Raw genomic sequence first — 8,816 nt, 5'->3', positions numbered from 1 at the left:
CCCTTGTCCCCTTGTCTCCCGCGTCCCCTGGAAATAGCAAAAGTCCTGAGTAACTTAGTATTATGTTTCCCACTCAGCCTTCAGGACTATCGATTTTAGATAAATTTAAATGACTTTAAAGTTTTGGGCGCATCTTGCATCCCAACGAAAAAACCCCTGACTTATAGCCGGGGGTTTTTCAAACTTGGTCTATTCAACAGTTAGAGGATTATTTTTTGGGCGAGATGAGCATCATCATGTTTCGCCCTTCTTTTTTAGGCGCTTGTTGAAGCTCGCCATAAGGCTCCAAATCCGTTGCCATTCGCTTGAGCAATTCTTCTGCTAGGTCGCTGTGTTGAATTTCTCGACCCCGGAACATCACAGTCGCTTTGACTTTATCGCCATCTTTCAAAAAGCGCTCTGCTTGCTTAACACGCACGTTGTAGTCGTGTTCTTCTATTTTGTAGCGCATCTTAACTTCTTTGACATCAGCCGTGTGCTGCTTTTTCCGGGCTTCCCGCGCCTTTTTCTCCTGCTCAAACTTATATTTCCCGTAGTCCATAATCCGACAAACTGGCGGGTCAGCTTTGTCACTTATAAGCACCAAATCTAACTCTTTTTCTTCTGCTAGTTGTAGTGCTTCTTGTGGGGGCATAATTCCCAGTTGGGCACCGTCAGTATCAATTACCCGAATTTTCGGGAAACGAATTCGTTCGTTAATTTGGGGCAGATCGCGAGTTCTTTTCTTCTCAATCACAGGCATTATGATTTGTGGGAGCTCTTAATGAAGGATTTGGTGTAGTCTTGATTAGTATGCCTCAGAGGCAAAATACGGAAATAACTCAGAACTGAAAACGTAGTCTACAGTTCTAGAGTAACTAATCCATAAAATAGTTGCCTCGTTGTATTTGTCATTCTACTAACTCTGAGAGAATTTCTCTGCAATAGTTAATCTAAATTACACAACCTAGACTCATGTTAAATATTATTACAATTTTTGAGCAATACTTTTAGCGATCGCATTGAGCAATATCATCTCTCCAAATGGATGAGTAGTTTCAACTCATCCTCTGGTGCGAACATGCACGTTAGCCACTTCCAGCCTTAAATCCCAACGATAAGAAAAAGGGAGTCTATCAATTAGACTTACCGCATAAGTGGTTCACCAAGGCAATCCCTAATCTCAGAATTTTGACCGGAATGCTGAGTCTAGTCTTATCTGTAACAGGTTCCACAACTAAATTTATACTGGATGATAGGGAGCATCCCAAATGTGCAAGTTTCATTTACATACGGAATTTTGACTTACCCCGGAGGATAAAAAACGAATCGCAAAGGACACATAGACGCGGAGCGGCTTCCCGCAGGGGAGGACACAAGGGAAAACGATTTAAAAGGGTTTTTGCGTCAGTTCTGTATATTTTTGCTAAATTGAGATGCTCCCGGATGATACGACCGACAAAGCCAATACAGGAAACAGAATCATGTTGAAAGTTTTTGCCGATCGCGGTGGTACATTCACAGATATTGTTGCCGTTACTAATAATCAGGTAATTATAGACAGACTCTCAAGATATCCTGAACGTTTTTTAATTGTTTCTCTGCCTAATCAGCAATGGATTATAGTTTATAAACTGCTTTCAGAAAATCCCGAACAATATCAAGATGCAGCTATTCAAGGTATACGAGATATTATAGGTTTTTCCGACAACGAACCCATTCCTCCTGAAGTAATAGAAGTTATAAAAATGGGGACAACAGTAGCAACAAATGCACTGTTAGAACGGAAAGGAGATAGAGTTGTTCTTCTCATCACCAAAGGGTTTAAAGATGCGCTGCGAATTGGCTACCAAAACCGTCCTAACATCTTTGCCCGTCAGATAATTTTACCAACTATGCTTTATGAACAGGTAATTGAGATTAACGAACGTTATGATGCTCATGGAAATGAATTAATTCCTGTAGATATTCAACAAGCAGAAAAGGAATTACAAGCATTTTTCAAAATAGGAATTCGGAGTTGCGCTATTGTTTTTATGCACAGCGATCGCTATCCTAATCACGAACAACAAATATCCCAAATTGCCCAAGAAATCGGTTTTACACAAATATCTGTATCTCATCAAGTTAGTCCTTTAATGAAATTAGTCAGCCGAGGAGATACAACAGTAGTTGATGCTTATTTAACTCCGATTCTCCGCCGCTATGTCAACCAGATAGCGAGTCAGTTACCTGGAGTAAAATTAATGTTCATGAAATCTGACGGCGGTTTAGTTGCAGCCGAACAATTTCAAGGCAAAGATAGTATTTTAAGCGGCCCGGCTGGTGGTATTGTCGGCGCAGTTCAGACTAGTAAAAGAGCAGGTTTTGAATCAGTTATTACCTTTGATATGGGAGGAACAAGTACAGATGTCGCCCACTTTAAAGGAGAATACGAACGACAACTAGATTCGGAAATTGCTGGGGCGCGGATGCGAGTTCCCGTATTAGCAATTAATACTATTGCGGCTGGAGGCGGTTCAATTCTCTTTTTTGATGGTTCTAGTTATCGTGTCGGCCCTCAATCTGCTGGTTCTAATCCCGGGCCTGCTTGTTATCGACGTGGCGGCCCATTAACAGTTACTGATGCCAATGTAATGTTAGGCAAAATTCACCCACAATATTTTCCCTCAGTTTTTGGAATTGATGGCAATTTACCTTTAGATAAAGATACTGTCATTCGGCAATTTACCCAATTAGCCCAAGATATTCAAGGCGCGACATTAAATGATTGTACTCCCGAAGCGGTAGCTGCTGGATTTATTGCGATCGCAGTAGAAAACATGGCGAACGCAATTAAAAAAATCAGTCTGCAACGGGGTTATGATGTCAGCCAATATGTGCTTTGTTGTTTTGGCGGCGCAGGGGGGCAAGTTGCTTGTTTAATTGCTGATATCTTGGGCATGAAAAAAATATTTCTTCACCCTTATGCTGGTGTTCTCTCTGCTTATGGCATGGGATTAGCTGATATTAGAGCGATTAGAGAAGGGGGAGTAGAACAGCATTTAACCCAAGCATTAATTCCTAAATTACAGCAGTTAATGGAATATTTAGAAACTCCAGCTAGAAATGAAATAGATAAATTGCATAGTGAAGTAAAGATAGTCCGGAAAGTTAACTTAAAATACGAAGGAACTAACTCTACCTTAACGGTTAACTTTGCCGATAATGTAGTATTGATGCGGCAAGAATTTGAGCATGAACATAAATCTCGTTATGGTTTCATTCAATTAGATAAAACCTTAATTGTGGAATCAGTCTCAGTAGAAGTAATTCAGAAAATGGATACTCCAGAAGAACCCTTAATTATTCGGAGTCGCCCTTTAGATGAAACTCCTACATCTGTTGAGACAGTAAGAATGTTTAGTAATGATAGATGGCATGAAACCCCTGTTTATCGACGGGAAGATTTACAACCAGAAGATAGCATTAATGGGCCTGCGATCGTTGTTGAAAAAATTAGCACGATTGTAGTTGAACCTAATTGGAACGCAAGATTAACTCAACGTAATCATTTAATTTTGCAACGTTTTGTATAGAGATTTTAGGTTTAATCTCATTAAGCAAACTTACGAACTTTCAGTTGGTTGTGTATAGATATTAAAATAAAATCTCAAGTATCTACCGACTTAGAATAAGCGTGTGCTAAGATTTATAGCAATGAAGTTGATGTCTGCGGTATAGTTTCCGCAATATCTCATGCTAATTCAAATTTTCTATGTAGAGAGCCAAGTAGCTCTGCTAAAGGAGGATGGCTGGTGTTAATAGTTCCAGCCATGAACGGTTAGACGTTGAGGCTACACTAACCGAGATTAAAAGGCTCCAATTTGACCGCGCATATCGGAACGCCTCTGGACTGTTTTACATCGAGGGTGTGCGTAACTTTGTCAAGGTAATTGACAACGGTTTTGAGATTTCGGCGATCGCATTTAGTGAGAAACTGCTCACAGCACCTCTAGCACGGAAGTTAGTTCGGCAATCTCGGCGTTCTGGGGTTCCTTGCATCAGCCTTACACCCGAACAGTTTCGACGTGTTTCCCAGAGTGAACGTGCTTCTGGTGTTGGTGCAATTGTTCGTCAGCGTTGGTTCAAGCTGGGTGATGTTTCGCCACAACCTAGTTTGTGCTGGGTGGCTGTTGAAACTGTTCGCTCACCAGGAAACCTCGGAACCTTGATTCGCACATCAGAAGCTGTTGGAGGTGCTGGGTTTATCTTCATCAAAGAAAGCATAGATCCCTTTGCTCCTGATGTTATTCGCGCATCTATGGGTTCGCTTTTTAACCAGAAGTTTGTACGGACAAGCTTCTCTGCGCTCCGTCATTGGGTACGCAACCACTGCTGTCCTGTCATCGGTGCTTCACCAGATGGAATAGCTGAATTTCATCAGTTTAATTATCCCAATTCTACTCTTCTTTTCCTCGGTGAGGAGCGCCAAGGTTTAACTCCAGAACAGCGAGACTTATGCCAGCATCTTGTTCGGATTCCGATGGTAGGTGCGGTTGATTCTCTCAATCTTGCTGTCGCAGGTAGCCTCTTAATGTATGAGGTTTATAGGTCGAGAACATGATAATCTCAACACATTTTTGAGTTGAAAACTACCCGAATTGGTAGATTGAGTTGTAGCTTGCATCGGGGAGCAGTGTGAAGTGACACCCAACATTCATCAAGTTTTGTGTTGGGTTGCACTCTACTTAACCTAAGTTACATGAGCAAATATCGAGCAATTCATTGAATTTAAATAAATAGGAATTAAAATGTACACAACATCTCAACCCGATCCCGTTCGCTTAGAAATATTCAAAAATCTCTATCAATTTATCGCCGAGCAAATGGGGATTGTTCTCCAAAATACAGCAACATCTGTCAATATCAAAGAAAGGTTAGATTTCTCCTGCGCGATCTTTGATTCTTCTGGATTACTAGTTGCTAACGCCCCCCATATTCCTGTACATTTAGGCTCAATGAGCGAAAGTGTCCGCAGTTTAATTAATGATAAAGGTGATACCCTAAAACCGGGAAATGTCTATCTATCAAATAATCCCTATAACGGCGGTACACATCTTCCTGACGTAACTGCAATTACCCCTGTTTTTCTAGAAAGTGGAGAAAATTCTGCACTATTCTACGTTGCTTCTCGCGGACACCAAGCAGATATTGGTGGAATTACCCCCGGTTCAATGCCTCCTCACAGCACCACAGTAGAAGAAGAAGGAATTCTTTTTGATAATTTTCTCTTAGTTGAAGAGGGAAATTTTCGAGAAACCGTAGTCAGACAGCACCTCTCAAATCATACTTATCCTGCTCGTAAACCTGACCAAAATCTAGCCGATTTCAAAGCCCAAATTGCTGCAAATGAACTGGGAGTTAAAGAACTTTCTAAAATGGTTGCACAATACGGAATTGATCCTGTTCAAGCTTATATGACATTTGTGCAAGCTAATGCTGAAGAGTCTGTGAGACGTGCGATCGCAGTTCTCAAGGATGGCTCATTTATTTATGAAATGGATAATGGAGCAATAATTAAAGTAAAAGTTACAATTCATCAAGAAAGCCGCAGTGCAACCATCGATTTTACTGGAACTTCTCAACAACTAAATAGTAATTTTAATGCTCCTAAAGCTGTAACTCAAGCAGCAGTCTTATATGTCTTTCGGACTTTGGTTGATGATAATATTCCTCTCAATGCCGGGTGTCTTAATCCTCTAGAAATTATTATCCCGGTTGGTTGTATGCTCAACCCAACCTATCCAGCCGCAGTAGTCGCGGGTAATGTAGAAACTTCTCAAACTATTGTTGATGCTTTATATGGCGCTTTGGGTGTCATGGCTGCTTCTCAAGGGACGATGAATAATTTCACTTTTGGGAATGAGCAATATCAATATTATGAAACTATCTGCGGCGGTTCTGGAGCAGGAATTGATTTTGATGGAACTGATGGCGTTCATTCTCACATGACTAACTCCCGCTTGACCGATCCTGAAGTTTTAGAAACCCGTTATCCTGTACTTTTAGAAAGCTTTAGTCTTCGTCCTGATAGCGGTGGTAAAGGAAAATATTCCGGTGGGAATGGAGTTGTTCGCCGCATCCGTTTTTTAGAACCCATGACAGCTAATATTCTCTCTGGACATCGGATTATCCCTCCTTTTGGATTAAATGGTGGGGAAGCCGGAATTGTCGGACGCAACTGGATACAACGTCAGAATGGAATTGAAGAGAATTTAGACAGCACAGCAACAGTAGAGATGAAGACTGGGGATGTTTTTGTGATAGAAACTCCTGGAGGAGGCGGATTTGGTAAAGTTTCCTAGTACTTTTTTAACAGGACTTATGCAAAGTCATGAAAAAACGAACCGCAAAGGACGCAAAGGACACAAAGAAATAAGAGTTTCAGAGAGTTTTTGCGTAAGTCCTAGTGAATTGTCTCCGATTGTCCTGAAGTGCCTATTTGTCATATTGATTAGCAAATTATTTTATCTGTAATAACACTTGTCAATCCAAATTCGTATTTCTTCTTCAGAACCAAAACAGGCAGAGCGCCCTGTAATTGGATCGTAGGCGTGCCAACAAGAAATGTTACCATGCCAGTCTGACTCCTGCCACACTTGGAGGTCAGAGCCACTTGCTACCCAAGTAACAAAATGTTGCCAATATTTTCGTAAATTTAACAAAAAATTAAATTTATTCATAGTGAAAATACCCGATCGACAGTGAACTATTACTTTTACTTTCACGTAATAATTGGCAACTGAGAAGGTACAGTTTTGGTAGATTTGATCTAGTACAGTTAAGCTGCATTTCAACTGGTATAGTCAAAAAACTCTCAACTGTACTAGGTAAAGTTGGTAGAAATAGTTTATATTGCCAGTATTGATGATTATTTAGTCATTGACGAGTGCGCCAAAATGAACATTTTATTAGAACGGCAGTCACACAAACCGATTTATTTACAGATCCGCGATGCCTACGGCGAGCTACGCTAACGCATCAGTCATCTGATTAAATCTGGCGCACTCAAAAATGGCGATCGCCTCCCTTCTATCCGCTCTCTGGCAGACACTTTACAAGTTAATAAACTTACGGTTATAGAAGCATATAACGTTTTAGAAGCAGATGGGATTGTTTCTGCTCGTCAAGGTTCAGGATATTTTGTCAGCAGCATTTCTCTTAAAAGCACCAATCTAGAATCTAAATTTGCTCCAGCCCAAAATGTCATAATTACAAAACCAGAAAAGTGTTCTTTTTATGATATGTACACTCCACTGGTGCAAGCACAAACACAGCCAGGAATGATTAATTTTGGCTATGGTTATCCTCGTCCACCAAAAGATATTAACCTCATTGCTAGACGAGCGCTAAGACAAGATGATGCTGATATTTTCTTTCCCCATGAAATGCCTCAAGGACAACTAACTCTGTGCAGACAAATTGCTCAAATGTTAGTACATCAAGGATTAGAGGTTTTTCCAGAGGATTTAATTATTACTAATGGCTCTCAGCAAGGGTTGTCATTAGCTATGAGTTATTATGTCCAACCTGGTGATTGGGTGATTGTGGAAGCTCCCACCTATTATGGTGCAATTTCTATCTTAGAAAACTTAGGAGCCAAGATTATTGGCATTCCCATGACTGCGGAGGGAATGAATTTAGATTTATTAGAGCAATATCTCCACAGCCACCGCCCGAAATTAATTTATACTATTAGTACTTTTCATAATCCGACTGGATTGACGACAACACAAAATCATCGTCAACAATTACTAGCATTAGCTGAAAAATATGAGTGTCATATTTTGGAAGATAATGCTTATGAAGGAATAAATTTTGATGCAGTGCCAGCACCAATTAAAGCTTTAGATAAAAATAATTTGGTAACTTATTTAAGTACTTTTTCTAAAACTTTAATGCCTGGTTTACGAGTTGGCTATATGGTAGTTACAGGTAAGCATTATCAAGCAATTATTGAGCGGAAGTTACTCCACGACTTGCACACATCCAGTATTTCGCAAACAATAGTTAGCGAATATCTCGCTTCAGGACATTACCGCCGTCACCTCAGCCGACTTCGCACAGATAATCTGCAAAGTCGTAATACTATGTTGCAAGCTTTGGAGCGTTATTTTCCTGAAGAAATCCGGTGGACAGTTCCCACGGGTGGATTGTTTCTCTGGGTACAGTTACCAGATGATATTCCGATTGGGACAATTCGTAAGGAAGCTTTTGCACAAAATGTATACTTGGCGTGCGGTTCGGCGTTTTTCCCCGATAAGCAGGGTTATCCAGCGATGCGTCTAACTTTCTGTCTCCCGCCAGAGGAAATTGAGCAAGGTATTTCGATTGTGGGTAAGTTGCTGAAAAAGTATATTTATAGAGGATGCGTAGATACAGAGCGGCTTGTTGCCAAACATCGCATATCTCATTACCAACCACTTGTTCGCAGTTCGTAGATTAACACAGATTTCCTAATCTACTTCGCACTGAACGAGTTTTTTTCTGCATACATTAAGATGAAAAGATGAAACTTGAATATTAATGCGATCGCAAATGGTTCGGATAAGATCCCCGCACCTTTGGCAACTACCTTTTTAAGCAAGGCTGTTTCATTCTACAAAAGCAAGAATTTAGTTCTGTTTCAATAAATCTGCAATTAGATTAAATACGAAGAAGATACTATTGGCTATAGTAATTCAGATATTTGGAGTACTCCTGCAAAATTTTTGCTCAAAAAAGGGTGCTTACTGATTGTCTTGGCACAAAAATGCAATAGCTCTGGCACAGGAACTCCAACATTTTAGTTTATA

Annotated in this window: 7 protein-coding genes and 1 pseudogene; 6 read left to right on the top strand and 2 right to left on the bottom strand. The window is 40.4% G+C overall.

Annotated elements, in window-relative coordinates; genetic code table 11:
• Window positions 1-208: 208 nt before the first annotated feature.
• Complete coding sequence (gene infC / locus CDG77_RS08790; protein WP_094329015.1) at window positions 209-742, bottom strand: translation initiation factor IF-3; 534 nt, start codon at window positions 740-742, stop codon at window positions 209-211.
• Between the two features lie 721 nt (window positions 743-1,463).
• On the opposite strand from infC, the gene CDG77_RS08785 reads away from it, so the two are divergent.
• The 3 genes from CDG77_RS08785 to CDG77_RS08775 all read left to right on the top strand — a co-directional run bounded on the left by CDG77_RS08785 (window position 1,464) and on the right by CDG77_RS08775 (window position 6,326).
• Window positions 1,464-3,557 (top strand): hydantoinase/oxoprolinase family protein, encoded by a 2,094-nt coding sequence (locus CDG77_RS08785; RefSeq protein ID WP_094329014.1) that lies wholly within the window; start codon window positions 1,464-1,466, stop codon window positions 3,555-3,557.
• A gap of 212 nt (window positions 3,558-3,769) precedes the next feature.
• Complete coding sequence (locus CDG77_RS08780) at window positions 3,770-4,585, top strand: TrmH family RNA methyltransferase (RefSeq protein ID WP_094329013.1); 816 nt, start codon at window positions 3,770-3,772, stop codon at window positions 4,583-4,585.
• 187 nt (window positions 4,586-4,772) lie between these two features.
• The gene (locus CDG77_RS08775) at window positions 4,773-6,326 is read left to right on the top strand and encodes a hydantoinase B/oxoprolinase family protein (RefSeq protein WP_094329012.1); all 1,554 of its coding nucleotides are present in this window, start codon (window positions 4,773-4,775) and stop codon (window positions 6,324-6,326) included.
• 162 nt (window positions 6,327-6,488) lie between these two features.
• On the opposite strand, the gene CDG77_RS08770 is transcribed toward CDG77_RS08775, so the two are convergent.
• Complete coding sequence (locus tag CDG77_RS08770; protein WP_094329011.1) at window positions 6,489-6,704, bottom strand: hypothetical protein; 216 nt, start codon at window positions 6,702-6,704, stop codon at window positions 6,489-6,491.
• Between the two features lie 153 nt (window positions 6,705-6,857).
• Between CDG77_RS08770 and CDG77_RS37405 the strand changes: the two genes are divergently transcribed.
• From CDG77_RS37405 to CDG77_RS08765, 3 genes and pseudogenes are all read left to right on the top strand, one after another.
• Window positions 6,858-6,998: a hypothetical protein gene (locus tag CDG77_RS37405; RefSeq protein ID WP_223269746.1), complete on the top strand. Its 141-nt coding sequence runs from the start codon at window positions 6,858-6,860 to the stop codon at window positions 6,996-6,998.
• Between the two features lie 3 nt (window positions 6,999-7,001).
• Window positions 7,002-7,157, top strand: a pseudogene (locus tag CDG77_RS37400) (GntR family transcriptional regulator); the annotation flags it as partial.
• Between the two features lie 108 nt (window positions 7,158-7,265).
• Window positions 7,266-8,462 (top strand): aminotransferase-like domain-containing protein, encoded by a 1,197-nt coding sequence (locus CDG77_RS08765; protein WP_223269745.1) that lies wholly within the window; start codon window positions 7,266-7,268, stop codon window positions 8,460-8,462.
• The last annotated feature ends 354 nt before the right edge of the window (window positions 8,463-8,816 follow it).

This window comes from Nostoc sp. 'Peltigera membranacea cyanobiont' 213, from assembly GCF_002245975.1.
Taxonomy (GTDB): Bacteria; Cyanobacteriota; Cyanobacteriia; order Cyanobacteriales; family Nostocaceae; genus Nostoc.
The sequence above is the reverse complement of the archived record's forward strand: the minus strand, read 5'-3'. Positions and strand labels throughout refer to the sequence as shown.